We start from the raw sequence: 25324 nt of genomic DNA, 5'->3' as shown, positions 1-25324 counted from the left end.
TGCTTCCCCACAACCGATCGGGGAAGGCCATCCCAGGCAAATACGGTTGGATGCCGGCCGGCCGATGCGGTGATCAGGGCTGTTTCGGGACGATATCCAGCTTGAGCGAAATAATATGGGAAAAGCGGCTTTCCTGGTCACCAATGTCCGAAAAGGCGTAATCTACGTAGAGTTTGGAGATCTTCAGTCCAATACCCAGACTGGGACGGGTAGTAAGCTGTTCTTCGTTCATAAAGTCAGTTTCTCGCTGAAACTGACTGACCCCACCGCGGATGAAAAGAAAGTCCCGATAGTCGAATTCCAGCCCCAGAGCCGGATCAATGCTGAAGGGGTCAGAAGAGACCAGGGTATTTCGTCTGCCATCGGTGGTGATGATGAAATCCAGTTCCGGGCGCAATCCGGCATTACCCAGGTCCATCCGGTAGCCGGCGCCCAGGATCAGCTGGGGCTTGGTGATCTCGATACTGTTGATGGGAATGTCGTTATTCGTCAGCGCCAGCACTTCTTTCTGATCTTCCGTAAAGGAAAAAGACCAGGCGTTGAAGGTGGTGGTAATATCCTTGGCTAAGGCGCCGAACTGCCAGTTGCCGACATGATACTGAAGCCCCAGGTCCGCACCGAAACCCCACGAATTGGCAAAGGGGCCGATCTTGCGGTGAACGACCTTGACGTTGCCGCCGTAAAGCAGTTGGCCGTTGCCCTTTTCTATCCGCCGGGCGTAGGTGCCGATGAAGGCATAATCGGCCGAGGAAAATTCCGTGACATTATCAAAGTTTACGGTGCCGTCCTCTTCGTAGAGGCTCAGGGTATTGGGAATGCCGTCGATCCCGAAGCGGATGAAGGAAAGTCCGAAACGGCGATCTCCATTGCCCATGGGCAGACTCATACCAATGAAATCAAATTTGCCGACCCCGGCAAACCATTCAGCGTGCATGGCTCCCAGCTGCAGGCCCTGATCGGCCCGCAGGGCAGCCAGACCGGCCGGGTTCCAGGCTCCCGCCGTGACGTCATCAATGCCGGCGACGACCGCGCCGCCCAGGGCCTGGGCTTTGGCTCCGACACCGATGGAGAGAAATTCGTTACTGTATTTCTGGGCAGTGCCCAAAACCAGCAAAAGAGAGCAAGGCAGCAAGAGTAGCCAACGTTTTAGTGTAGAACCTGATAGCATATACTGATCCGTAATTTTCTGTGTTGAATTTAGAACGTCAAACGGGCCGCTTAAGTGTAAGCCGGTCGGATGTTTGGCCCAAACGACGGTTGCATTACAATTCCGGGCGCTTTTAGTCTTCTTCATCCTTTATCTCCTTCAGGTCCCGGTTGACCGCAATACTGGCATTGAGCTCAAAGCCGATGAGTAGGGTAAATGCGTTGATCTGCAACCAGAGCAAAAGTATAATGATGGTACCGATAGAACCGTATAGGCGGTTGTACTGACTGAAATTCTCTACATAAAAAGAAAATAGCAATGAGGACAAAATAGATAAACTGGCCGCCAGGGTAGTTCCCGGTGAGAAAAAGCTGAAACGCCTTTTGGTAGGGGCTCCGTAACGGTAGATCATGGAAATACCGGTGTAGAACAGCAGAATGAATACCGTCCATCGCAGCAAAGTGATGGATGTATGGACAAAAGAGTCGAAATTAATATAGGCATCGAGCCAGTTGATAATGCTGTTACCCATAATGATCAACAGCACGGAAGCGAAAAGCAGAAAACCCAGCAAAAAGGTCAGACCAATGGCTATCCCTCGTTTGCGGAAATTGCTTCGTTTCTTAAAGGTACGGTCGTAGGATTTTTCAAAGCCCTGCATCATGGCGATCATCCCGTTGGAAGCGAAGTAAAGGGCCAGAAAAAAACCGAGCGATAACAGTCCGTAGCGTGGCCTGTCGATAATGTCTCTCAGGGTCTGGGTAAAGATGTTATCTTCAATGGTCCCCTCCAGTTCCTCCTGGTCCGTAATATTCACATCCACCCCGGGAATGATCTGATCCAGTTCGTCCACCAGCAGCGTAACGTAATCTTCCTCTCCGGGTAGGAATGAATAGATGATACTGCTGAAATAAGGCACCAGGGTGAACAGGGCCAGAATGGCGGGGAAAAGGGAAATGAAAAAACTGAAGGCTATAGAGTTGGCGCGGATAGAAAGCGAAAAACGCTGTGCTTCCCGGAGAACGAAGACGACTACATCGTAGAGGGGAACTTTGAAAAAACCGGGCAACGAATGGGTTTTAGCCCAGTCCAGCAAGGCCACCAGCAAAGGATTGGTTACAATCCATTCGCGGATGCGGTCGACCAATTCACCCAGTTTTTTAAATACGTTGCTTCGCTTCGACATCTCAATTATTGCTCCGCTTGAGTACCATCAAACGATTGGATGATCTCTTCGTCGGTTTTGCCCAGGTTATCCAGCAGGAACCGAGCATCATCGGCAAAATCATCCTGAGGATAGGTGGCTAAAAAGTCTTCGTAGATCGCACGGGCTTCCTCCAGCCTCCTCAGGTCGTTATCCAGCGTAAATCCTTTCAGGAACATGGCCTGCGGTACCTTTTCGAAATCCGGATAGTGATCGATCAGCCAGTCGTACAACTCGATGGTCTTGGTAAAGGCCTGAACGGTACGGGCGGTTTCGGCGGCTTTATAGAGTAATTCCGGGACCTGATCTCCATCCGGACTGATCAGAGCGTACACACTCGCGCCGGTGATAAAATCGTTGGCCCGGCGCAGATCGATCCTGCCGGTCGTATCCGGGTACATGGCCCGGGCTACGGCATCTAGCCGCTGGGCTACCGGTGCCAGACCGGAATTTTGGATCGATGCGACCTTTTCCTGGTGATTGGCCAGTTCCGGAAAACTTTCCGCGGCCGCCTGCATAATGATACTACTCGCCATTCGGTCTTTCAGCTTATCCTGATAGATATCTTCCAGTAATAAAACCGAATTTGGGGTATTTTCATTGTCGTAATACTCCCGAATTGCTTTTTCCAGGTTGTTGCGGGCGGCATCGTAATTGTTGAGCCGGTACTGCAAAGCCGCCGCCCGGTAGAGGTACCTCGGGTTGGCTTCGCTATCTTCCGGATAATTGGTGGTGTAGGCCAGGTATTGCTGGACGAGGGTATTGACCGTTTCGGGATCTCCGCCGTTTTCTACCACGGCTTCCTGCCGGCTGATCTCGCTTTGGGCGTGCTGCTGCTCGCCCTGGCAGGCTGAAAGACCTACCACCCAAATACAAGCACAAAATAGATAGCTGATTGTCTTCATAAAGGTTTGGCTCTTTTTAGGCCCGTTCCCGGAAGCTATCTGGCAGGATGGTCGGTTATTTTTCCGGGATCCCAAAACCCCGGGATCCGGTTCCAGTTGCTTGTCGGGGCAGCCCGTCAATTTGAGATTGCCAAAAATAGGCATTAATCAGGTGAATTGATAATCCGGATCAACTCGGGAGTGAATCTATCCCAAATTTTTATAATAGACTTTCGTCCGGGAACAATAACGTACCAGCCTTGTTGTGCATACAGAATTTGACCAAAAATGTGAGATGGAACAAGTTACCATATTTTGGTTCCGCCGGGACCTGAGACTGGAAGATAACGCCGGCCTGTATCGCGCGCTCAAAACGGGACGGCCCGTTTTGCCGTTGTTTATTTTTGATACGACTATACTGGACAAGTTGCCCTCCCGTGCCGATGCCCGGGTGGAGTTTATTCACCAGGAGATCGAACGGCTGCACGGAGAGCTGGAAGCGCTCGGCAGCACGCTGCTGGTGCGTCACGGAAATCCACTGGAGGTCTGGAAAGAACTGCTGCGGGAATGGGATGTGCAGGCGGTGTATACCAATCACGATTACGAACCGTCGGCCAAGGACCGCGATGCTGCCGTCGCGGAATTGCTCTCGGAAAACGACACGGAGTTTCGTACCTATAAGGATCAGGTGATTTTTGAAAAGCTGGAAGTGACCAAAGCAGACGGCGACCCCTACGTGGTATTTACGCCCTACAGCCGGGCCTGGAAGGCTAAGCTGGAAGAAAAGCTGGTAGAAGTAGAGGAGGATCCCGATGCTAAAAATGGCCAGTCGGACAAACTGTCTTTTTATCTTAAACCTTATCCGAACGAGCGTTATTTTGACCATTTCCACCAAACAGGATCGACGGAGATCCCGAGTCTGGCGGATATGGGGTTCGAGCCGGCGGGCATTCCCTTTCCGGATCGGGAAGTCAGCCGTGAACTGATCCGCAATTACGATAGAACCCGTGATTACCCGGCCATCGAAGGAACTTCGAGGTTAGGGCTGCATTTTCGGTTCGGTACCATCAGCATTCGGGAAAAAGCCCGACGCGCGGCGAAATTGAACGGTACCTTCCTCAACGAACTCATCTGGAGGGACTTCTACGCAATGATCATGGACAATTTTCCGCACGTGGTAGAGCGCTCTTTCCGGGAAAAATACGACCAGATCGAATGGCGGAATAACGAACAGGAGTTCCGGGCCTGGTGTGCCGGCGAAACCGGTTACCCGATCGTGGACGCCGGTATGCGAGAGCTCAATACGACCGGCTACATGCACAACCGGGTGCGGATGGTAACGGCCAGTTTCCTGACTAAACATTTGCTGATCGACTGGCGATGGGGCGAAGCCTATTTTGCCGAAAAATTACTGGATTACGAACTGGCGAGTAATAACGGCGGCTGGCAATGGGCGGCCGGCAGCGGTACCGACGCCGCTCCGTATTTCCGGATCTTTAACCCGGAGAGTCAGTTGAAAAAATTTGATAAGGAGCTCCGTTATGTGAAGGAATGGGTACCCGAATACGGCACCAAGGACTATCCCGCACCGATCGTGGATCACAAAATGGCCCGGGAGCGTTGCCTGGCCACCTACAAGGCGGCCCTGGATAGGGGATAAGTTATTTTATCGATAACTACCTGAAAATTTCCGAATGCCTCAACCGGCCTCTCCACCGCTCATCGCGATCAATTGCCGGTGGATCTGCAGCACCTGCGGGATCAACATCTGGTGACCGTCGTTGAAGATCACAAAGTCCGCACGGCTGACTTTTTCGGATTCGGGCATTTGGGCGGCTATTCTGGCCTTGACTGCCGCACGCTCCACGCCGTCCCGGCGTACCACCCGGGTGATGCGTAAATCTTCGGGGGCCGTTATAACAATAACCTTATTTAAGTGCTTATGACCTCCCGACTCAAATATTAAGGCCGCTTCTTTGAGGGTATAGGGCGCATCCGGGTGCTCGGCGTTCCAGCGGTCTCCGTCTTGCCAGACCGCAGGATGTACGATCGCATTGAGCTGTTCCCGTTTTTTCGGTTCGGAAAAAATAATATCACTTAAATGCTGGCGATTCAGCTGGCCGTTCTCGTAATAGGCTTCCGGTCCGAAAAGGGATTTTATAGCTTCGATCAGTTCTTTATCGTTGCTCATCAACCACTTGGCCCGTTGATCTGCATTGTAAACAGGAATGCCCAGGCTGGCGAAGATCCGGCATACCGTGGTCTTGCCACTACCTATTCCTCCGGTGATCCCAATTCTCAGCATATGCTAATTTTCTTTCATTTTCCGGTAAGGTAAAAAAATGTGTGGGATATGTTTTTTTTATAAGATAATTTCTTACTTTGTGGGTCCTATTACACAGTTGCCACACACAGTGGGAACACCTAAAGCCTTTCTTTTCCATATTCACCTTTGTCCTCTTCCCTATTAATTTTTCTTTTGCGGATTGGCGCCAACCTCCGCCCGAATGCCCCTGGATCTAGCGAATGTTTTTAGGTTAATCGTCATCGATTAGCCCGGTAAGTCTTTTGCACCGAAGCGTTTAGCGGACCCGGATCGCGGCCCGGCAACGCTTCGGCTGCGGAAGAATTTAGCCCGTATTTTCCTTCCCTGTTTTTCACCGTATCCAATATCCGGGTGAAATGCTCCAATTGTTTGTTGCTTCCTACAAATTAGCTATTTTTACCACCATCCAAAACATACTGTATGGCCAAATTAAGGACCAATCATGCACGGCAGGCAAAAGGCAGTTCGGGCATGATCGTGAAGGTGGGGTTATTCGGAGCGATTATCGGAGGACTCTATTTCGTTTTCAACTATTTTACCGGCGCCGATCTTACTCCGCCGGATACCGGAGAAACTTACCACGCCGAATCGTATTACTTGCCCAGCAGTACCGGCCAGGTCATCGAGTACCGGGACTACGTGATCTCCTACAACGAAGATCACGAACAGGCCGAGTGGGTGGCCTATATTCTCACCCGCGAAAATCTCGAAAAGCCCTGGAATAAACGCAGTGATAACTTCATGCCGGACAGCAGGGTCAAGACCGGTTCGGCTACGCCCAACGACTACCGCGGCTCGGGCTACGACCGCGGACACCTCGTACCCGCGGCGGATATGGCCTACGATGCCGCAGCGATGGAAGAGACCTTCCTGATGAGTAACATCAGCCCCCAATCCCGTAACTTCAATAAAGGCATTTGGCGGGAACTGGAAGAGCTGACCCGCGACTGGGCGAAAAAATTTGATGAACTTTACGTAGTGACGGGGCCGGTCTTGAGTCAGGAACCCAAAGGGTACATCGGAGAGAACGAGGTCAGCGTACCCACCGCCTATTTTAAGGTGCTGCTGGATCTGGCCGAACCCGAGCAAAAAGGCATCGGCTTCATCATTCCTAATCAGGTGAGTTTTGAACCTTTGTACGATTTTGTGGCGAGCATCGATCAGGTGGAAGAACTAACTGGTATCGACTTTTATCCCGATCTGATGCCCAAAGAACTGGAGCAGCAACTGGAAGGTAACTACAACCTCGACCTCTGGCAGTTCAGTAAGCAAAAGTACGATAAGCGGATCGAGCAGTGGAATAAAGAATAACGCTGCGTAAAGCGGTCGCCCCGGTCCGGGATCGGTCACCGAAATCCGGATCGATAACAATAAATGAACCATTCAAGATAAAACAGGAATTCAATTACCATGGCCAATAAAGAGCATTTCATCGAAACCATCGAGAACGGATATACCTTTAAAGGGGACTCTATCGTCCTCGGAGGAGCTATGCTGGACAAAGAAGTGATGACCGGTACGCTGATCAAACTGCCGCTGCGCAGTATGAACCGTCACGGGCTGATCGCCGGGGCTACCGGTTCGGGTAAGACCAAAACCCTGCAAATCCTGGCGGAACAACTCTCCGCGAAGGGAGTCCCGTCTCTGCTGATGGATGTAAAGGGGGACCTGAGTGGTATCGCCGTTCCCAGTGACGGCCACCCTAAGATCGATGAAAGACACGCGAAGATCGGTTTCGAATTCAAAGCCAGCGGCACTCCCGTTGAGTTCCTGACCCTGTCCGACGAACCCGGTGCGCGCCTGCGGGCCACCGTTTCCGAGTTTGGTCCGGTGCTGTTCTCAAAAATGCTGGATCTGTCCGAGACCCAGGCGGGCATCGTCGCAGTATTGTTCAAATACTGCGACGATCATCAAATGCCGCTGCTGGATCTGAAAGATTTTAAAAAGACGTTGCAGTACATCTCGAATGAAGGCAAAGATGAGATCAAGGCCGAATACGGTAGCTTTTCCAGTAGTTCGGTCGGAGCGATCATGCGTAAAGTGGTAGAACTCGAGCAGCAGGGAGCAGAGGTGTTCTTTGGCGAACGTTCATTCGAAGTCGATGATCTTTGTCGGGTAGACGAGAACGGACGCGGTATTGTCTCCATTATCCGCCTGACGGATATTCAGGATCGTCCGAAATTGTTCTCCACCTTCATGTTACAGATCCTCGCCGAGATCTACAGTACTTTCCCCGAGGAAGGCGATATGGACCAACCCAAACTGGTACTTTTCATCGATGAAGCGCATCTGGTGTTTGATGAAGCATCCGATGCACTGATGGATCAGATCGAGGCGATCATCAAGCTGATCCGTTCTAAGGGGGTGGGCATTTACTTTGTCACCCAGAACCCGGCAGACGTTCCCGAAAGCGTACTGGGGCAGCTCGGTCTGAAGATCCAGCACGCACTGCGCGCCTTCACCGCCAAGGATCGGAAAGCGATCCGTCTGGCTGCCCAGAACTACCCGCTGACGGATTACTACGAAGTGGACCAGTTGCTCACCGAACTTGGTACCGGCGAGGCGCTGGTAACGGCTTTGAATGAAAAGGGGATCCCCACACCGCTGGCGCATACCATGTTGCGGGCTCCCGAATCCAGAATGGATATCCTGACCGATAGCGAGATCAAAAAGATCCTCGGCCGTTCCTATCTGTTGAAAAAGTACAACGAGGTAGTCGATCGGGAAAGTGCGTACGAGATCCTGACCGAAAAGATCGCAAAAGCACAGGAAGCCGAGCAACAGGCCAAGCTGCGGGACCAGCAGGATAAAGCCCGGAAAACCTACAGCCGGCGGGCGGAGAAAAGCACTTTTGAAAAAGTGATCAACAGCACGACAACCCGTCAGATCGGGCGCACCATTGCCCGGGAACTGACCCGCGGCCTTTTGGGGGTCTTAGGCATAAAAAGGTAACTGGCAGGCGAAAAAAAATCCAGAACACACAATAAGCGACTTTAACAGTTTTTATTTGGAAAATACTCAACCCAAACCCCAACCCGAATTGTTATGTTGATGAAAAATATATAAGTACTTCGCCAAATGTAATTCTTATGTTACTTGAAATTTAATTTGGCTGGGTGAAAATATTTTTTAATTTTGTTTCAGCCTATATTCATATTTTGGAAATTTATTTTCCACTTTATGCCCAACTATCTATTAACCAATTGCCTGACATCAAACAATTTGCATCGATGAAGAGATCGATCAAACGAAAGCTCGTGAGAGCAAAAGTCGCTTTGAACACCACCATTGGAAAGATCCTCGATATCAATCGCAGGAGGAAAAAGCTACAAGCTTTTGAAGACCTTGCGCACAAAGAGGAAGAGCTCAACCAGGAGCTCAAATTACTCAACAAGATTGCCGACCGGCAAGCTAAGATCATTAGGAAATACGAAGATTCTTTAGCCCAGGAAAGAGTGGGCGCTTCCTAAGGAACCAGGTTCTTTTTGGATCTGATGATCTATTCTATTCGGCCAGGTCGAATTGCAATTTTGCGAGATTGCTGTACGCTCCATCCTGCTTTTCCGAAAGTTCCAGGTGCGTACCGCTTTCGACTATCTGACCCTGTTCAATGACATAGATCCGGTCTACATCCCGGATCGTTGCCAGCCGGTGGGCGATAATGATGGAGGTTCGACCCTGCATCAAGGTGTTCAACGCATCCTGAACGGCTTTTTCCGATTCGGCATCCAGGGAGGATGTCGCCTCGTCCAGCAACAGTACGGCCGGGTCTTTCAGTATGGCCCGGGCGATCGCGATCCGCTGTCGCTGACCTCCCGATAATTTTACTCCTCTTTCCCCAACCGTCGTTTCAAAACCATCGGGAAATGCCGTGATGAAGTCCAGGGCATTGGCCTGACGGGCCGCCAGGCGGACCTCCTCGTCCGTAGCGCCGGGTTTTCCGTACAGTATATTTTCGCGGATCGTACCGCCGAACAGGATCACTTCCTGCGGGACGATGGCCAGGTTTTTCCGGTAAGCCGAAAGGTCATAGGACTGAATGGGCTGACCGTCTAGCAGGATTTCTCCTTCCTGCGGCTGGTAATAGCGCAGCAACAATTGAATGATGGTCGATTTACCGGCTCCACTGGCGCCCACGAGCGCTACTTTTTGGCCGGGCCGCACTTCCAGGTCAATTCCCTGTAGAACCGGTACGTCCGCACGCGTAGGATAACTGAAATGGACATGATCGTACCGGATATGACCGCCGGATTTGCTATTCAGCGCCCGGTCGGCTGCATCCAGATCTACCTCGGAATTTTCCTGCATGATGTCGAATACCCGCTCGGTGGAACCGATCGCGGAGACGATCTCCGTATAAAAATTACCAATACTGGCGATGGCACCTCCGATGATACCGGCGTAGGCGATAAAGTCAATCAGGTTACCTTCCACCATCTCACCCTGCTGGACCAGCACGGCGGCCCGCCACATGATCAGGAACAGGGTGCCCAACATGACCAGAATAATAAAAGAGGCAAAGATCCCCCGGATATTTGCGGCTTTCAGAGAAACCCGTACGACTTCGTCCAGATATTTGATGTAGCGACGAAGTTCAAAACCCTCGTTCGTATAGGCTTTTACAGTCTGTATGGTCTGCATGGTCTCTTCCACCACCACATTAGTCTGTGCGAGTTGATCCTGCCGGGTCTTCATCAGCTTTCGCAGCTTGCGACCCATATAAACGGCCACCAGCACGGCAAACGGGAAAGTGGCCAGCATGACCAGGGCCAGTTTGGACATGGTGAACAGGATGATCGCCACCCCGCCCAAGAGTAAAATGATCTGTCGCAGGAATTCGGCAAAGGTGACGGAAACGACCTGCTGGATCTTGGCCACGTCACTGGTGATGCGGCTGGTGAGCTCGCCCACCCGTCTTTCTTCGAGGTAGGAAATGGGCAAGGTGATCAGTTTGGAGAACAGATCCTTCCGGAGCAGTGCAATACTCTTCTCACTGATGATGGCAAACACCTGGACGCGGAAGTAGGAAAATACACTCTGCAGGACCAGCAGGCCGATCAACAGCAGGAAAACCTGGTTGAGACTCATTCCCCAATTAGATTTTCCGGTAGCCACGTTCAGGATCTCCCCCGGCAACTTCATGATACCCAGAAACAGCAGACTACCACTGATCAGAAAGAAAAAACCGGCTACCATATACCACTTGTAGGGGAGTACGTAAGTGAAGATCTGTGTAGCCTTTTTTAGTCTTTCCCGGGTCAGTTTTACCTTTGGGGCATCATCTTTTTCTCTTCTTCTACTCATATTTTAACATCCATATTGGGAAATAAAACGTAAAACTAAATAGAATAACCCTATTACAATGCACTAAAAAGATATTCGTGATGTTATTTTTACATACTCATGAATAATTCGAATTATCATAATCTCCCTAAATGACCTTCTCTATGAAGCAAATTATTTTAATCCTAAGTATGGTATTTGCCCTCGGGAATCTGGCCCGGGCCCAATCCACGGAGTTGGGTATCCTGGGCGGCGTATCCCTTTATAGCGGCGACCTTTCCGAAGATGAGTTCGGCCTCTATTTTGAAAATCTAAAACCAGCCTTTGGTATTTTTGGACGCTTTAATCTTAGCAATACCCTGGCGATACGTTTGGGCGTAAGTCACGGTCAGGTGCAGGAAGAAAGCGACCTGCGCGGCAGCGACGAATACATGCGTAATTTCCGTTCCAATATTACGGAATTCGCTCTTACGGCTGAGATCAACCTATTCCGCATCGGTCGAACGACCAATTTCCAGGCTATTCCCTTCATTTTTGGTGGCGGCGCGGTGTTCAATTTCCGGCCCGAGACCTTGTTTGACGGCAACTGGATAGAAATGCAACCACTGGGCACGGAAGGCCAGGGGCTGCCGGGCTACGAACAACCCTACCAACTGACCCAGATCGCGATCCCTGTCGGATTGGGCCTCAAGCTGGATATGGGCAATTGGGCCATGTCATTTGAGTTCGGCGGCAGAAAACTGTTTACCGATCACCTTGATGATATCAGTAATGCATCCGTCAGCTATCAGGACGTTTACGAAGGCAACGGTGAACTGGCCGCGATGATCAGCAACCCGATCGCCGGTAATGACGGCGAACCCAATCCGACCTATAACCGGGGAGGACCTTTTGACGACTGGTACTACATCGGCGGCGTTACCCTGTCTTTTGATATCGGAGGTGGCTACGGCGGCCGTGGTTCCGGACGGAATATCGGTTGTCCGACCTTTTAAGGTCTCGAAGATAAGTGGGTATACGAAACTGCTTGCATGAGCTCAATGGTAGTTCATACAACGGTAGTCAAATTGAAAAGCATCAGGAAAGAAGGTTGAGATGTGGAAAGGCAGGGTGCCCGGAAACGTATAGCCTCTATGCTTTTGGAATTTTCGATCGGACTGTCACTTGTTATCCAGCTGCAATAGCTTCCCCAAGGATGGAGCTTTAGCAGCCGTTAGCCGGATATACAATCTCCTCCACTGATCTGGTAGTTCCCGTCAGTTGATTTTGCCCAGGTTGCGCTGAAGATATCGGCAATCACGGCAACGATCGTATCGGGATGATCAAGGGCTACATTAAGGGTAAGCGAACACTGGGAGATCTGCTGATTCTGGATCTGGATATTCATTCCGAGCCGGCTGTTGATCTCTTTGATCGCTTCGTCAAGCTGGTGCCCTTTGAAACGCAGCCTGCGTTCCCGCCAGTAGCTGGCATTCAGCGTTTTCGGTTTATCGGAAAGGATCGTGCCCAGATCGTGCTGGTAGGTGCCGCGACTTCCCTGGTTCAGTTCCATCGGACTTTTGCCGGCAGTATCGGCCAGACGGACCAAACCCTTCACCACTTCTACTTCGGTGAAGTTCTCATTGTGGTAGGCTCTCAGATTAAAGCTGGTACCTAAAACCTCGGTCTTGGTGCGGGAGGTCTGGATGGTAAAGGTATGATCTTCGTCCCGGTTGATCTCAAAGTACGCTTCGCCCGAAAGCTCCACCGCGCGGTCGCTCCGGAAGAAGCTGGGATAGTTGAGCTGACTGTTTTCATTCAGGATCACTGTGGAACCGTCGGCCAACGGGATGGTCTTTTGTTCTCCGGGGCCGGTTGTAACGATCAGCATTTCAGCGGGCGTGAACCAGAAATTCCAGACGACCAGCGCCGCTACCAGGAATAACAGGGCCGCTGCGATGGCCGTGGTAAAGGAAAAGTTGAATCGCTTTTTAGACGAAACTACGGTCAGACGGGACTGTTTATCCTGCCGGATACGGGCTTGCAGTTTGGTCAGTCCTCCTTCAACATCGGGAGAATAGGTAGCCAGATAACGGGCACCCAGATCCCAGGTGCGCTCGATATCCTCAAGTGCCCGACGGTGTTCAGGATCCTGATCCAGCCAGTTCTGTAAGACTAATTGATCCGCTTCACTTAGCTCGTTACGCAAGTGCTTGTGGATCATTAATATGTAGCGTTCATCTATCATTGGCAATGCAATTCAATACAAAGGACACTACTTTTTTGGGTATCCCCCATGCTCAGAGGGGGAAAATAAACGTAATGAAGCCGACAAACCACGATAGATGTGGACCCAGTGCTTCTCGTAGTAATCGCAATGCTTTTGAAATCTGATTTTCAACGGTCTTAATGGAAATACCCAGTTTGTCGGCTATTTCCTGGTAGGACATATCCTCAAAGCGGCTAAGGCTGAACACCTCCCGGCAACGATCGGGCAGATCACCGACTGCGCGGTCAATAGAGTTCTGCAGGTCCTGTACTTCTAGTTTTCGATTGGCGTCAGTTTGTCCTTCGCTGCGATGGGGGATCTTGTCTTCGCTTTCCGGTTTGATCTTGCGGTCGCGTATATAATTGAGCGACTTATTCCGGGCCGCACGCCGTAAATAGGCGCCGAAGGACGAATTGACATTCAGTACGTCCCGTTTTCGCCACAGTTCATAAAATACATCCTGAGCGATATCTTCGGCAATACCGGGGTCGGGGATGATCCGCATGACCGCCCGGCATACATCCGCGTAATATTCCCTGAAAAGTAGCTCGATAGCTTGTTCCGGCCGGGTACGGAAGAGCTCCTGAAGCGAATCATCATTATGGGAATGTTCAGTGGACAAGGACTGTATTTTCTCTGTTGTAGCAACAAATAAACGAAATTTAGGCCTTACTGCTCGTGCATTTGGGGGAATTCCTGTAAAACTATTCCAAATAATTTGTAAAGTAGGAATTTGAAAAAATGGAGATAATCAAATACCTTCACGAATCTTGAATGTCCATACCTTTAAACTAATTATTAAGCTAGTATGAATAAAAAGTTATACCTGTTTCTTTCAGGATTGCTATTCCCATTGTTGGTTTTTGCCCAGGAAGCGGAAGCAGAGGAGGCCGGCCGGACCCTGGATGAAGCGATCAACAGTGTTTTTCAGCCCATCACCACGGCCATCGAAACCGTCGTCTTCGTCCCGGTGACGATCGGAGAGTTTACGATCCCTTTTGTGTTGATCTGGCTGATCGTCGGAGCGATCTTCTTCACCATATATATGCGTTTTGTCAACTTCACGGCTTTTAAGCACGCTCTGGACGTAGTTCGTGGTAAATACGACGATCCGGACGACGAGGGTGAGGTTTCTCACTTTCAGGCCCTTACAGCGGCCCTTTCCGGTACGGTAGGGGTCGGTAACATCGCGGGCGTGGCCATCGCCATGTCGCTGGGCGGTCCGGGTGCGACCTTCTGGATGATCCTGGCCGGTATCTTCGGTATGTCTTCCAAATTCGTGGAATGTTCACTGGGGGTAATGTACCGGAACGTCAACGAGGACGGCTCCGTTTCGGGTGGTCCGATGTATTATCTGGAAAAAGGATTTAAAGAAAAAGGCGAATCCTGGGGTACGGTCGGTAAAGTATTGGCGGTACTGTTCGCCATTGCCTGTATCGGCGGCTCCTTCGGCGGCGGTAATATGGTACAGATCAACCAGGCTACCCAACAATTCATCGACGTTACCGGCGGGGAAGCGAGTTTCTTCGACGGTAAAGGCTGGATCTTCGGCGTGATCATGGCCGGTATCGTGGCGGTGATCATTATCGGTGGTATCAAATCCATCGCTAAAGTGACCGATAAAGTGGTGCCTTTTATGGTAGGTATCTATATCCTGGCTGCCCTGATCGTACTGGGTTATCATATCGGGGACATTCCCGAAGCTTTCGGATTGATCTTCTCCGGTGCTTTCAATGCCGAAGCCATGTACGGTGGCCTGGTCGGGGTACTGATCCAAGGTTTCCGCCGGGCGGCTTTCTCCAATGAGGCCGGTATCGGTTCCGCTTCTATTGCTCACTCCGCGGTGAAAACGGACGAACCCATTTCGGAAGGTGTGGTGGCCTTACTGGAGCCTTTCATCGATACGGTTGTAATTTGTACGATGACCGCACTGGTGATCATCATTACCAACTACGGCGGCTACGGTGCGGAGTTCGCATTTGAGAACGGTGAAGCCCTGGGTGGAATTACGCTTACTTCCTCCGCGTTCGAATCCGTGATCTCCTGGTTCCCATTCATCCTGTCGATAGCGGTGATCCTCTTTGCCCTTTCTACCATGATCTCCTGGTCTTACTACGGACTGAAGGCGTGGACCTATCTGTTTGGCGAGACCAAGGCGGCGGAGGTAACTTACAAAGTGATCTTCTGTGCTTTCGTGATCATCGGTTCGGCGATGAGTCTGGGAGCAGTGTTTGCCTTTGGTGACGCCATGATCTTTGCGATGTGTTTCCCAAATGTTTTCGGACTCTACTTTTTGATCCCGAAAGTCCGGGAAGCATTCGACAACTATATGGATCGGATCAAGAGCGGGGCCATACCCCGTACCAAATAATTATTTGTTTGATAGAAAAGGCCGGTAATTTACCGGCCTTTTCTGTTAAGGGGGTAAGAGGACTTTCATCCACAAAAGAAATTTTGTAGTTTTGTAAGCACCTGTCCTACAGCGGAAGACCTCAGGGCTTCATCTGATGCAGGTTCATTACCCTAAACATACCCTCCACAATCGTCTCATTTTTGGAAAAGAACTTGCGAAAATTCCCTTCTTCGGCAAGAGAACCTTTCGGTGTAATTGTCGGTTACATCGCAAAACCCTAAGGAGATTCCCAATTTTAGCACACTAAACTACGGCTGATTATTAATGTATCCTCCCGGTTATTTCTACGTATACCGTAGGAACAGAGGAGCATTTTGTTGGCGATTTGAATTATACCTTATGGATATATTATACTTCTGGGACATAATCTGGAGAAGAAAGTGGTTACTTATCGGAACTGCGGCCATTGCGGTTGTCCTTACCTTTTTCCTAATCGGACTGCAACCACCGGTATTTAAATCCAATGCAGTCTTATCTACCGGCATTACCGGTGGCAAACGGATCGAACTCAGTAAACAGGATGTTTTTGTACAGAAATACGAGATCGAATCGGCATTTAGCAATTTGATCGCGAATATGAAGTCGCGTACTTCCCTGCGACTGTTGGCCTATCGGTTGTTACAGCATGATCTTTACGAGTCGAAGATTGGAGGAACTCCCTTTCGGGAAATTCCCTCGGATGCGGAGATCACCAGCGATAATGCGGGGATCCTGCGATTGATGCAGCAGATCCAGTTGCGTACGGACACCCTTATTGTGGATATGCCGCTGGATCCCGAGGACGAAGCTACCTTTAAAGAGCTGACCAAAGCCTATGAATACGACTTCGAAAGCCTGGATGAGCATTTGCACATCAACCGACTGGGCGAAACGGATTACGTTACCATAGAATTTGAATCGGAAAATCCGGAGTTGTGTGTGTTTGCGGTGAATTCCTTTACGGAGGAATTTATGGATTACCACCTGCAATCCGTGAGTCGCGATGAATACGAAGCCGTCCGTTTTTACGAGAACCTTGCCCTGGAAAAAGAAAATCGGGTTAAACTGGTCAGTAGTGATCTCAGCAATTTCCGGCGGGACAACAACATCGTCAATATGGACGAGCAGTCCCGCAGTGTGGTGGCCCTGCTGAAAGACCTGGAATACGAACGTGGACTGGCCAAACAGGGGATCCCGGCCCACCAGAAAAATATAGCGCGACTGAGTGGTGATCTGGACCAACTGATCGAAAACGAAAGTCAGCGGGAGCGGGCTTCCAGCATCGTTAAAAACCGCTTTAGCGAGATCCAGGGGCAGATCAAGGACCTGCGATCCGAACAACCGGCGGGTAGTGCCGGACTGGCCCCGATCTACGTCAATCAACTGGAATTCAAGCGATCCTACCGGGATACCCTTATCGATGAACTGGCCAATGTGCTGATCACTTCTCCCAGTGAGGAGGATGCGGCTACTATCCAGAATCTACTGGAAAAGCGGGTAGATGAGCAGATCCTGCTTACGATAAAAGAAGAGTCCATTGAAGTTATTGACGAAAAGATCAAGGAACTGCGCGCTCAGACAGATTCCCTGGTTTCCGCCGAAGAACGGATCGACTTTCTGGAAAGCCAGAAGGAGATCGCAGTGGAAGAATACCTGTATGTACTCGGTAAATTGAACGAGGCCAAGGTGGTAGCTCAGAGCGCACTCAATCCGCTTGCTATTTTTGAACACGCCCAGATACCGGAAGAACCCGAGCCGTCCAAACGCCTGGTGTATTCCGCCTTTTCCGGAGTCGCTACCGCCGGCTTTGGGGTTTTCATTTTGTTTTTCCTGACGCTGCTGGATAAAAGTTTTCATTCTCCGGCTCAATTCGAGCGGCTAACCGGAACGCCACTACTGGGCGCATTGAACCTGCTGCCAGGCAAAAAACGAGACCTGAATACCATCTTTTCGGAAAGTGAAGAACCGGACCTGCTTATTTTCAGGGAGTCGCTGCGAAAAATAAGGCACGAGATCGAAGTTTCGGGAGCCCGTCGCTTCCTGGTGACCAGTACCCGGCCGAATGTGGGTAAAACCAGTGTGCTTTTATCGCTGGCCTACACCCTGGCGAAAAAAGATAAGAACGTCCTCCTGTTGGATACCAATTTTAAGGATAATGATCTGAGTGATTACGCCAACATGGATCCGGAGTTCAATCCTTTATTGCCGGCCAATAATGACGCGGGGGACCTGATCACTTCCCAGGAAATACCTTCCAGCAAAGGACGGGTCGATATCATTGGCAACCGCCCTAGCCTGGATTCTCCGTCGGAGATCCTGGCCGGAAAAGGGTTCACGAACTGGCTCGAAGACCTGGAACAGCAGTACCATTATGTATTGATGGAAGGTCCGGCACTCAATAATTATTCGGATACGCGGGAACTGGTCGATTATGTAGATAGGGTGATCGTTGTATTCGAAGCTTCGGCCGATATGAATCGTCCGGACGAGGAATCCCTGCGCTATCTCGAAAGCCTGGATCAACAGTATATGGGAGCCATTCTTAATAAGGTGAATTCCAGGCACCTGGAAAACTAAAAAAAGCAGCTTGTCAATTTCATGGGGAATCCTCGTTCATATTGGTTCCGTGCCGGTTTATTGTCCTTCGGCGAACGCTTTGCACAGCTTCTATTCGGCTTTGGTAGCCTGTGGATGCTGTTGCGGATGTGGTCGGTACGCGAATTTGGTTATTGGGTGCTTTTTTTGTCGATCACTACGCTCGTGGAGATCGCCCGGGTGGGTTTGTTGCAAAATGCACTGGTGAAATTCCTGAGTACGGCGCAGGACGAATCCGATTACCGTCGGATCAATTCCGCGGCATTGATGCTCAATATCCTACTGGGAATAGGCGCTGCCCTGCTGGTTATCCTGCTGGCTTTTCCCCTGAGTCTCATCCTGGAGGCCGAGATCCTGATCAAGATGCTGCCAATCTATGGACTGACGACGATCTTTTTTATCCCGATGCACCAGGCTAATTTCAGCCAGCAGGCGAATCTGGATTTTCGGGGTATATTCTGGGGGAATTTTACCAATCGTGGCATCTTTTTCCTGTTCATCGCATTTGCGTTTTTCGGCTTCATGGAGGTGGAACCGCTCGATCTGGCCTGGATACAGGTGCTGACCACGGCGCTGGGAGCGATCGTCTCGGCCATCCTGGCCCGACCGTATTTGCGTTTTTACCGGGGTATCGACTGGAAATGGGTGGCCGAACTGTTCCACTTTGGAAAATATGTATGCGGTACCAATCTGGGGACCATGCTTTTCAAGAGCATCGACAAATTGATGCTCGCCGCGCTGATCTCTCCGGCGGCCGCGGCGGTTTACGAAGTCGCGATCCGGATCACCAACCTGGCGGAGGTGCCGACCTTCTCCATGGCGGCGATCGTTTTCCCGCAAAGCGCCAAACGGCACGCCGATACCGAAACGCCGCCCTCCCAGGTAGGCGAGCTCTACGAAAAATCCGTTGCCGGCATTCTGGCATTTCTAATACCGAGTATCATTGTGATCCTGCTGTTCCCTACGCTCATTATTGAGATCGTAGCCGGCGACAAATATCTGGAGGCCGTGCCGCTGTTGCAACTGACGATGTTGTATGGCCTCTTTGTGCCCTTTGCCGTGCAGTTCGGTACCATCCTGGATAGTACCGGCCATCCGCGGGTCAACTTTGTTTATACCGCACTGGGTGCTTTACTGAATGTGATGTTCAATTATTTGTTTATCAGTTATTTCGGTATAACCGGTGCGGCCTACGGTACCTTAATGACCTTTTTCGTTATGTTCGTGGCCATGCAAATGGAACTGAACCGCCGCTTCAACGTAAAACTGTCCCAGGTACTGGCCCGTATCCCCTTTGTTTATCGCCAGTTGTGGCAGAGATTCCGGCCTTCTCTATAGAGGGTTAATCCTTAAATTTGAATAGGTACCAATGAATACAGACTCCATCGATATCATTTATTTTTCCCTTTTTCCCTGGGATCACCCATACTCTTCCGTATCGCTGTGCATGGCCCGGGAATTTGCCCAGACCAACCGTGTTTTTTACATTAATCATCCGCATACGCTGAAAGATTTTGTCACCGGATTCAAAGAGGAATCGGTGCAGGACCGGATGGGAGACCTGCTCAAAGGGAAAATGAGGTACGAGAGTATTCCCAATCTACCGGATAAGGTAATCGGGGTGCACCCGCCACTGACCTTGCCGATCAACTGGCTGCCCGAAGGGAAGATCTACGAGCGGGGTTTCGAATGGAATAACGATAAAGTATTGGAGACCATTCGCAAGGTGATCGCCGATTACGACCTGAAAGATTTCATCTATATCAATTGTTATGATCCGTATTACTGTCCGGTGCTCCCACGGGACACCGGCGTTCGACTGAACGTTTACCAGTGTATCGATGATATCAGTCAGGACGACTACACCGTCCGGCACGGCGTACGATTGGAGGAAGAGGCGATCCGCCGGGCGGATATCGGGCTGGTGACCTCATCGCGTCTGTATGAGCTGAAATCTCCACTGAACCCGAATCTCTATGTGCTCAATAATGCGGCGGATGTCGAACTCTTTTACCAGGCCCAGAATAAAAAACAGGACCGGCCGGCGGAAATTAGAAACCTCAGCGGTCCGATCATCGGCTATACGGGCAATCTGGATGACTATCGCATCGATTATCCATTACTGCGGGAGATCGCGCTTGCCCATACCGATAAAACTCTCTTACTCGTGGGCCCGGTAAACAGCGGCCAGTTTGAAGAACAGGGATTGCACGAGCTACCGAACGTAGTACATACCGGAGGGAAAAATATCCGGGAATTGCCGGCCTACCTGCAGTACATGGATTGTGTGATCATTCCATTTCTGTGTAACGAACTGACGGCGAGTATCTATCCGCTGAAGATCAATGAATACCTGGCTGCCGGCAAAAGTGTGATCTCGACCAATTTCAGCCGGGACATCCGACAGTTTGCGGATCAGATCCGTCTGGTAGAGAACCGGGCCGAATTTATCGAAGCCATACCGGCGGCGATCACCGACAACAGCACCGTCCAAAAAGCGGAGCGACTGGCCCGGGCCCGGAAAAATACCTGGTCCTCCCGCGTAGAGACCTTTTGGGAGATCATAGAGAAGCACTGGGATCGCCCGAAAGTAAAGGAAACTGTTTCCAACGATCATCTGTAAATCCGAAATACCGATTATATGAAAACCGAAATAGGCGAAAAAGAAAAAATGCTGGAGATCGCTGCCCTTTTCCTGTTTGGAATGGTGTTACTGGCGGCCTTCGGCAAGGTCGTTATATTTTAGCGTATGCAGGCCGCTATCGCACATATCCGATCCTGGTTGCACCGCTCCTTCCTGGAGGAAAAACTGAACAACGTTCAGGGTGCCATTTTGCTGGTGGGAGGCGCTGCCTTCCTCAGTGTTCTGATGGTCGTACTTGGCCTGAAGATCGGTGTGGCGCTAATCGGTTTGTTCATTGGAGTACCGGTTATGATCCTCGCTCTGGTGGACCTTCGGTTCGGTCTGGCGGTGATCCTGGTGCTGGCCTTCTTTGTCAACTTCATCAGTAAGTATACCTCGTTCCCGGTCGGGACGGGCCTCGATGCCCTGTTTTTTCTGATGTTTTTTGGCATGATGGTGCGGGTGGCCCAATACCGCGACTGGAAAATGCCGAAAGGACCGGTCACAACCATTATTCTGGTCTGGATCGGCTATAATTTGCTGCAGGTCCTGAATCCGGAAGCGCCTTCCCGCGCGGCCTGGTTGTATACTGTGCGTAGTTTGGCTATTCTGCAACTCATCTACTTTGTAGCCCACTATGCTTTTCGATCCCTGCAGGACATCAAACAATTCCTGAAGGTATTCATCATTCTGGCGATCATTGCGGCGGTTTACGGGCTCAAACAGGAATACTTCGGTTACAATTCCCGCGAATGGGCCTGGCTCTACGAAAATCCCCGGCGCTACCAACTGATCGTGCAGTGGAGCCGCTATCGGGTATTTTCCCTGTTCTCCGATCCCACAACCTTCGGAACAGTGATGGCCTACGGTGGGACTTTTTGCTTTATCCTGGCCACGGGGCCATTCCGGAAAATTTCGAGGGTGGTACTGGTGCTGGGTGGACTGGCAATGATGCTGTCGATGGCCTACGCCGGATCCAGAACGCCCTTTATTCTGATACCGGCGGCTCTGGGGCTGTACGCTTTGCTCAATCTAAGCAAGCAGGTGATCATCGTGGTGGGCGTACTGACCGTACTCGGAGCCGGAATGATCATGAAATCCACCAGCAATCCGGTTATTTATCGCATCCAGTCGGCCTTTGAGCCCACCACGGATGCCTCGGTCCAGGTGCGTCTGGAAAACCAGGAGATCGTACAACCCTATATTCAGAGCCATCCTTTTGGTGCCGGCCTGGGCACTACCGGCGTCTGGGGCGAAAGGTTCAGTCCCGATTTCTGGCTGGCCGGGTTTCCCCACGACAGCGCCTACGTGAGGATGGCCGTTGAGACCGGCTGGCTGGGACTGGTCATCTATATGGCTATATTCTTTATTGCCTTTCAGGTGTCGGTGTTTTATTATTTTCGGGTTCGTAATCCCCAGATCAAGATCATGTACCTCGGGCTGGCGATGATCACCTTCATTTTAGGTATGGCCAGTTATCCGCAGGAAGTAGTGACCCTTTTACCCAACAGTATCATTTACTACGTACTTTTAGCTATTGTGGTCCGGCTGAAAGACTTTGATACCGATCCGGAGGAGCCGGTGGTATCCGTAGCATCACAAAAACCGAATAGGATTTAATTATGCTAGATATTTTTCAACGAACGATCATTATCGGTCTGATCTGCCTGATCGTACCCCTAACGGCCGCCGGCCAGCAGGAAGGCATTGATCCGTTTGCGGAATGGCTCGTTCAGCTTGTTTACGATAATTATCCCGGCTTGCAGGCCATGGACAGTGAAGCCAAGGTCGTGAAGGAAGAGATCAAACTCGCTCATAAGGAATGGTTGCGTGCACCGGGTTTCAACCTGGGCTTCAACCGCTCGTCCAATTTGACCGATCCGGATCAGGGAACACCCAACGAAAATTTTCTCTTTCCCCGCGTCAGTATCGGAGCGAGTGTAAGTTTGTATCCGATCTTCAGTACCAAACCCAAAATACGGGCGGCGGAAGCCACTTACGAGGCACATATGTTCTCCATCGATCTGGAAAAAAGCGCCATCCGTAAGGAAGTGCTGACCCGCTACCGGGATTACCAACTGGCGGTCGATCTGTTACAGGTGCGATCCAAGATGGAGGAGGACGCCGATGCCCATTACCGTCTGCTGGATCGCCTGTTCCGCAGTAATGAGGCGGAGTTCAAAGACTATAATGATGCCTATAAAACTTACCAGGGATCGATTGAAGCCCGACTGGAAGCGCAGGCGAATATCGATAAGACGCGGATCGCCCTGGAAGAATTGCTGGGGATTAGCCTGGCCGAGGCAAAACGCCAGTGGGACAGTCGGGGATAATGCCGGAAAGCTTAGGGACTGGGTGCCGTAATCCAATGAACACAATATTCAAGCCTACCGTAAAGTTATTAGGAAAGTAACCCAACAAATCCCATTATGATGTGGAAAGAGACTTTGCTGAGTATTTGCCTGATCATTTGTTTTCAATTGAGCTACGCCCAACCTCCGGGAACGGTAGGCGCAAAACTGAAGGCGGAAGCGGAAGCGGAAAAAAGTGCGCTGGAGCAGGACTACGAAACCCGGGTCCGGCAGGAGGTACTCTACGGCGTTTACATCCCCAAAGACCTGGCGGAATCTTTTAGTGAGCTCAATAAAAGAACGGATGCCGATTCCCGCAAAAAGTTCACCGCAATGAGCGAAGAAGACGCGCGGCACAAACTGCATTTCAGTCTGGGGCGATGGATTATTCACAACTGGGGATTCTACGGAGGTTCCCGCCTGAGCAAATACCTTAATGACGTCGGTATCTTCGACCCCGATGATATGGCGCGTTTCATTATCATCACTTATCACCGCGAGCTGAACGGTAAACCTCTGGGCGTAAAAGAGCTGGTAGAGGGTTTCCAGGAAGTGCGGAAGGCTGAAAAGGAACAACGCCTGAAAGAGGGAAAGGTCATTCATCAGGAAACCCGGAAACGCCCCGTAAAAGAAAATAATTAAACCCGCATGGACCAACGGATCAAAATTGCCCTGGCGGTGCTGGGCTTTTTCTGTATAATAATGCTCTACGCCGCCGAGATCCCTTATTTTAATCGTTATTTTTCCTTTGTTAAATTCCTGGGCTTCAGTCTGGTCTTCGGTCTGCTGGTCGGTGGACTGGCGGCCTGGAAACTGGGCGCAAAGATAGCCGATCCCTACGATCGCATGCGCCTGAGCGTGGGACTGGTCGTTGCCGGACTATTATTTGGTCCATTGGTATTCAGTTTGCTGAACCGGCATCTAGACCCCTGGGGAACCCAGCTAGAAAACGTGGAGTTTGTGGAGATCGAAGAACGTTACAGCAGCCGGTACGGTCTGCCCGATACCGATGAGATCCCCGAACCCAATGCCTCTCACCTTTATTTTTACAGAAATTCCGAGCTTACCCGCATCGTTTTCAACAAAAAACTTGACCTTGGCGATGTCGATCGGGGAGACCTGATCGGACTGAATGTCCGCAAAGGTCTCTTCGGTATGGAGTGGGTGAAATCCGTGCGCTCTCCGAACGGCGGCCTGGACGTGATCTAGAGTTTAAAAGCCGGAAGCTGAATTTACATGTACAAGAGTCAATCTTTAGCGGAGTATAATAGTTTTGGGATCGCCGTAGAGGCCGCCCGGTACCTGGCCATTACGTCGGAAGAGCAATTAAAGGAAATATTGCCGAAACTGGAGCCGCCTTTGCTGGTACTGGGAGGGGGTAGTAATATTCTCTTTACGGAAGATCCCGCAGCCCTCATTCTGCACAACCGGATCCGGGGTAGGGAAGTGGTGCAACAAAGCGAAGAGGATGTCATTGTGCGGATCGGTGGCGGAGAGCCCTGGCACCAGTTCGTCCTCTGGACGCTGGAAAACAATTGGGGAGGGCTGGAAAACCTGTCCCTAATACCCGGCACGGTGGGCGCTTCTCCCATCCAAAATATTGGTGCTTATGGTGTAGAGTTGAAAGATGTTTTCCACGGACTGGAAGCAATCGACCTGCAATCGGGAGAAACCCTGCACTTCACTGCGGAGGAATGTGCATTTGGCTATCGCAGCAGTGTCTTCAAAACCACTTTGAAAGGCAAGGTGATGATCACCCGTGTACTTTTCCGCCTCAGCCGAAAGGATCATCAGATCAATACCGATTACGGAGCTATCCGGGATACCCTGGCGGAGTGGAAGATCGACCATCCGGGCATTCAGGATGTAAGTCGGGCCGTGATCGCCATCCGTCAATCCAAATTACCCGATCCGAAAGTCGTGGGAAATGCCGGCAGCTTTTTCAAAAACCCGGAAATAGAAGCCGCACAGTTCCAGGAATTGCAGGATCGCTTCCCGAATCTGGTATATTACCCGCTCCCCGACGGTCGCTACAAGATACCCGCCGGCTGGCTGATCGATCAGTCGGGTTGGAAAGGCCAACGTTTCGGCGCGGTCGGCTGTTACGACAAACAGGCGCTGGTACTGGTCAATTACGGCGACGCCAAAGGAACAGAAGTCGTCGAACTGGCCAACCGTATCGTTGATTCAGTAGAGGAAAAATACGGTATCCGACTGGAAACCGAAGTAAATATCATTTAAGCACCGCAATCACCCCCTCTACCCATCACC

At 50.8% G+C, this 25324-nt stretch carries 21 protein-coding genes; 14 read left to right on the top strand and 7 right to left on the bottom strand.

Features of this window, described 5'->3' with window-relative positions:
* Nucleotides 1-73: 73 nt before the first annotated feature.
* From CRP01_RS00450 to CRP01_RS00440, 3 genes are all read right to left on the bottom strand, one after another.
* Nucleotides 74-1168 (bottom strand): putative type IX sorting system protein PorV2, encoded by a 1095-nt coding sequence (locus tag CRP01_RS00450; RefSeq protein ID WP_449401857.1) that lies wholly within the window; start codon nucleotides 1166-1168, stop codon nucleotides 74-76.
* A gap of 112 nt (nucleotides 1169-1280) precedes the next feature.
* Nucleotides 1281-2333, bottom strand: coding sequence for a YihY/virulence factor BrkB family protein (locus tag CRP01_RS00445; protein WP_099148007.1), 1053 nt, complete (start codon nucleotides 2331-2333; stop codon nucleotides 1281-1283).
* Nucleotides 2334-2338: 5 nt separating this feature from the next.
* Nucleotides 2339-3256 carry a tetratricopeptide repeat protein gene (locus tag CRP01_RS00440; protein ID WP_170110163.1) on the bottom strand — a complete coding sequence of 306 codons (918 nt, stop codon included), beginning with the start codon at nucleotides 3254-3256 and terminating at the stop codon, nucleotides 2339-2341.
* Nucleotides 3257-3530: 274 nt separating this feature from the next.
* Here CRP01_RS00440 and CRP01_RS00435 point away from each other — a divergent pair, with 274 nt between their 5' ends.
* Complete coding sequence (locus CRP01_RS00435) at nucleotides 3531-4895, top strand: cryptochrome/photolyase family protein (RefSeq protein WP_099148005.1); 1365 nt, start codon at nucleotides 3531-3533, stop codon at nucleotides 4893-4895.
* A 39-nt stretch (nucleotides 4896-4934) separates the two neighbouring features.
* On the opposite strand, the gene coaE is transcribed toward CRP01_RS00435, so the two are convergent.
* Nucleotides 4935-5540 carry a dephospho-CoA kinase gene (coaE, locus tag CRP01_RS00430; protein WP_099148004.1) on the bottom strand — a complete coding sequence of 202 codons (606 nt, stop codon included), beginning with the start codon at nucleotides 5538-5540 and terminating at the stop codon, nucleotides 4935-4937.
* Between the two features lie 441 nt (nucleotides 5541-5981).
* Between coaE and CRP01_RS00425 the strand changes: the two genes are divergently transcribed.
* From CRP01_RS00425 to CRP01_RS00415, 3 genes are all read left to right on the top strand, one after another.
* Entirely contained in the window at nucleotides 5982-6872 is an 891-nt protein-coding gene (locus CRP01_RS00425; protein ID WP_099148003.1) for a DNA/RNA non-specific endonuclease, read from the top strand.
* A 99-nt stretch (nucleotides 6873-6971) separates the two neighbouring features.
* Nucleotides 6972-8513 carry a helicase HerA-like domain-containing protein gene (locus CRP01_RS00420; protein ID WP_099148002.1) on the top strand — a complete coding sequence of 514 codons (1542 nt, stop codon included), beginning with the start codon at nucleotides 6972-6974 and terminating at the stop codon, nucleotides 8511-8513.
* A 278-nt stretch (nucleotides 8514-8791) separates the two neighbouring features.
* Nucleotides 8792-9031 carry a hypothetical protein gene (locus tag CRP01_RS00415; RefSeq protein ID WP_143473215.1) on the top strand — a complete coding sequence of 80 codons (240 nt, stop codon included), beginning with the start codon at nucleotides 8792-8794 and terminating at the stop codon, nucleotides 9029-9031.
* Nucleotides 9032-9065: 34 nt separating this feature from the next.
* Here CRP01_RS00415 and CRP01_RS00410 read toward each other — a convergent pair whose 3' ends face one another.
* Nucleotides 9066-10865 carry an ABC transporter ATP-binding protein gene (locus CRP01_RS00410; RefSeq protein WP_099148000.1) on the bottom strand — a complete coding sequence of 600 codons (1800 nt, stop codon included), beginning with the start codon at nucleotides 10863-10865 and terminating at the stop codon, nucleotides 9066-9068.
* 143 nt (nucleotides 10866-11008) lie between these two features.
* Here CRP01_RS00410 and CRP01_RS00405 point away from each other — a divergent pair, with 143 nt between their 5' ends.
* Complete coding sequence (locus CRP01_RS00405; protein WP_143473214.1) at nucleotides 11009-11839, top strand: DUF6089 family protein; 831 nt, start codon at nucleotides 11009-11011, stop codon at nucleotides 11837-11839.
* A 218-nt stretch (nucleotides 11840-12057) separates the two neighbouring features.
* Here CRP01_RS00405 and CRP01_RS00400 read toward each other — a convergent pair whose 3' ends face one another.
* Both CRP01_RS00400 and CRP01_RS00395 read right to left on the bottom strand, forming a co-directional pair.
* Nucleotides 12058-13047 (bottom strand): FecR domain-containing protein, encoded by a 990-nt coding sequence (locus CRP01_RS00400; RefSeq protein WP_170110162.1) that lies wholly within the window; start codon nucleotides 13045-13047, stop codon nucleotides 12058-12060.
* Between the two features lie 76 nt (nucleotides 13048-13123).
* Complete coding sequence (locus CRP01_RS00395) at nucleotides 13124-13714, bottom strand: RNA polymerase sigma-70 factor (protein WP_099147997.1); 591 nt, start codon at nucleotides 13712-13714, stop codon at nucleotides 13124-13126.
* Nucleotides 13715-13900: 186 nt separating this feature from the next.
* On the opposite strand from CRP01_RS00395, the gene CRP01_RS00390 reads away from it, so the two are divergent.
* From CRP01_RS00390 to murB, 9 genes are all read left to right on the top strand, one after another.
* The gene (locus CRP01_RS00390) at nucleotides 13901-15463 is read left to right on the top strand and encodes an alanine/glycine:cation symporter family protein (RefSeq protein WP_099147996.1); all 1563 of its coding nucleotides are present in this window, start codon (nucleotides 13901-13903) and stop codon (nucleotides 15461-15463) included.
* A gap of 381 nt (nucleotides 15464-15844) precedes the next feature.
* A complete protein-coding gene (locus CRP01_RS00385; protein ID WP_170110161.1) occupies nucleotides 15845-18061 on the top strand; it encodes a GumC family protein in 2217 nt (738 codons plus the stop codon).
* A gap of 21 nt (nucleotides 18062-18082) precedes the next feature.
* Nucleotides 18083-19417, top strand: a complete 1335-nt coding sequence (locus CRP01_RS00380) for a flippase (protein WP_099147994.1) — start codon at nucleotides 18083-18085, stop codon at nucleotides 19415-19417.
* Nucleotides 19418-19448: 31 nt separating this feature from the next.
* Nucleotides 19449-20702 (top strand): glycosyltransferase, encoded by a 1254-nt coding sequence (locus CRP01_RS00375; protein ID WP_099147993.1) that lies wholly within the window; start codon nucleotides 19449-19451, stop codon nucleotides 20700-20702.
* Nucleotides 20703-20828: 126 nt separating this feature from the next.
* Nucleotides 20829-22322 carry an O-antigen ligase family protein gene (locus CRP01_RS00370; RefSeq protein ID WP_099147992.1) on the top strand — a complete coding sequence of 498 codons (1494 nt, stop codon included), beginning with the start codon at nucleotides 20829-20831 and terminating at the stop codon, nucleotides 22320-22322.
* A gap of 2 nt (nucleotides 22323-22324) precedes the next feature.
* Nucleotides 22325-23035, top strand: a complete 711-nt coding sequence (locus tag CRP01_RS00365; RefSeq protein ID WP_099147991.1) for a TolC family protein — start codon at nucleotides 22325-22327, stop codon at nucleotides 23033-23035.
* Between the two features lie 96 nt (nucleotides 23036-23131).
* Entirely contained in the window at nucleotides 23132-23695 is a 564-nt protein-coding gene (locus CRP01_RS00360) for a DUF6794 domain-containing protein (RefSeq protein WP_143473213.1), read from the top strand.
* A 6-nt stretch (nucleotides 23696-23701) separates the two neighbouring features.
* Entirely contained in the window at nucleotides 23702-24262 is a 561-nt protein-coding gene (locus CRP01_RS00355; protein ID WP_099147989.1) for a hypothetical protein, read from the top strand.
* Between the two features lie 27 nt (nucleotides 24263-24289).
* Complete coding sequence (murB, locus tag CRP01_RS00350) at nucleotides 24290-25294, top strand: UDP-N-acetylmuramate dehydrogenase (RefSeq protein ID WP_099147988.1); 1005 nt, start codon at nucleotides 24290-24292, stop codon at nucleotides 25292-25294.
* The last annotated feature ends 30 nt before the right edge of the window (nucleotides 25295-25324 follow it).

Source organism: Flavilitoribacter nigricans DSM 23189 = NBRC 102662 (assembly GCF_002646595.1).
GTDB classification, from domain to species: Bacteria; Bacteroidota; Bacteroidia; order Chitinophagales; family Saprospiraceae; genus Flavilitoribacter; species Flavilitoribacter nigricans.
This window is presented reverse-complemented; position numbering and strand designations above follow the sequence as displayed.

Bases quoted from the DNA above. Each gene is read 5' to 3' on its own strand.
- CRP01_RS00355 (WP_099147989.1), top strand. From the start codon at position 23,702: ATGGACCAACGGATCAAAATTGCCCTGGCGGTGCTGGGCTTTTTCTGT.
- CRP01_RS00420 (WP_099148002.1), top strand. From the start codon at position 6,972: ATGGCCAATAAAGAGCATTTCATCGAAACCATCGAGAACGGATATACC.
- CRP01_RS00385 (WP_170110161.1), top strand. From the start codon at position 15,845: ATGGATATATTATACTTCTGGGACATAATCTGGAGAAGAAAGTGGTTA.
- coaE (WP_099148004.1), bottom strand. From the start codon at position 5,540: ATGCTGAGAATTGGGATCACCGGAGGAATAGGTAGTGGCAAGACCACG.
- CRP01_RS00375 (WP_099147993.1), top strand. From the start codon at position 19,449: ATGAATACAGACTCCATCGATATCATTTATTTTTCCCTTTTTCCCTGG.
- CRP01_RS00440 (WP_170110163.1), bottom strand. From the start codon at position 3,256: ATGAAGACAATCAGCTATCTATTTTGTGCTTGTATTTGGGTGGTAGGT.
- CRP01_RS00435 (WP_099148005.1), top strand. From the start codon at position 3,531: ATGGAACAAGTTACCATATTTTGGTTCCGCCGGGACCTGAGACTGGAA.
- CRP01_RS00410 (WP_099148000.1), bottom strand. From the start codon at position 10,865: ATGAGTAGAAGAAGAGAAAAAGATGATGCCCCAAAGGTAAAACTGACC.
- CRP01_RS00405 (WP_143473214.1), top strand. From the start codon at position 11,009: ATGAAGCAAATTATTTTAATCCTAAGTATGGTATTTGCCCTCGGGAAT.
- CRP01_RS00415 (WP_143473215.1), top strand. From the start codon at position 8,792: ATGAAGAGATCGATCAAACGAAAGCTCGTGAGAGCAAAAGTCGCTTTG.
- CRP01_RS00360 (WP_143473213.1), top strand. From the start codon at position 23,132: ATGATGTGGAAAGAGACTTTGCTGAGTATTTGCCTGATCATTTGTTTT.
- CRP01_RS00370 (WP_099147992.1), top strand. From the start codon at position 20,829: ATGCAGGCCGCTATCGCACATATCCGATCCTGGTTGCACCGCTCCTTC.
- CRP01_RS00365 (WP_099147991.1), top strand. From the start codon at position 22,325: ATGCTAGATATTTTTCAACGAACGATCATTATCGGTCTGATCTGCCTG.
- murB (WP_099147988.1), top strand. From the start codon at position 24,290: ATGTACAAGAGTCAATCTTTAGCGGAGTATAATAGTTTTGGGATCGCC.
- CRP01_RS00445 (WP_099148007.1), bottom strand. From the start codon at position 2,333: ATGTCGAAGCGAAGCAACGTATTTAAAAAACTGGGTGAATTGGTCGAC.
- CRP01_RS00400 (WP_170110162.1), bottom strand. From the start codon at position 13,047: ATGATCCACAAGCACTTGCGTAACGAGCTAAGTGAAGCGGATCAATTA.
- CRP01_RS00380 (WP_099147994.1), top strand. From the start codon at position 18,083: ATGGGGAATCCTCGTTCATATTGGTTCCGTGCCGGTTTATTGTCCTTC.
- CRP01_RS00450 (WP_449401857.1), bottom strand. From the start codon at position 1,168: ATGCTATCAGGTTCTACACTAAAACGTTGGCTACTCTTGCTGCCTTGC.
- CRP01_RS00425 (WP_099148003.1), top strand. From the start codon at position 5,982: ATGGCCAAATTAAGGACCAATCATGCACGGCAGGCAAAAGGCAGTTCG.
- CRP01_RS00390 (WP_099147996.1), top strand. From the start codon at position 13,901: ATGAATAAAAAGTTATACCTGTTTCTTTCAGGATTGCTATTCCCATTG.